This is a genomic window from Pseudomonas sp. SDT291_1_S447 (assembly GCF_054070155.1).
In genome coordinates this window covers 1-212 of sequence record NZ_JBSVXS010000479.1, presented here as the reverse complement: position 1 = coordinate 212, position 212 = coordinate 1, and the positions used below count along the sequence as shown (strand labels likewise).

The following is a 212-nucleotide window of genomic DNA, read 5'->3' as shown; positions in this document are numbered from 1 at the left end:
GCGGTGTGTTGGAAGCGCAAGCTCGCGCGTTGAATCCGGGGTTCCTCAAACGCATGGAGCACGGCCTGCCCTTCGTGCGGGTCAAGCTGGCGATGAGCCTGGACGGCCGCACCGCGATGGCCAGTGGTGAAAGCCAGTGGATCACCGGCCCAGCCGCTCGCGCCGCCGTGCAACGCCTGCGTGCCGAGGCCAGCGTAGTGCTGACTGGCGCC

1 protein-coding gene is annotated in these 212 nt (G+C 68.9%); it reads left to right on the top strand.

Annotation, left to right across the window (positions count from 1 at the left end):
• The coding region (locus tag ACW9IR_RS30450) for a dihydrofolate reductase family protein (RefSeq protein ID WP_457466327.1) at positions 1-212 on the top strand (212 nt) is incomplete at both ends.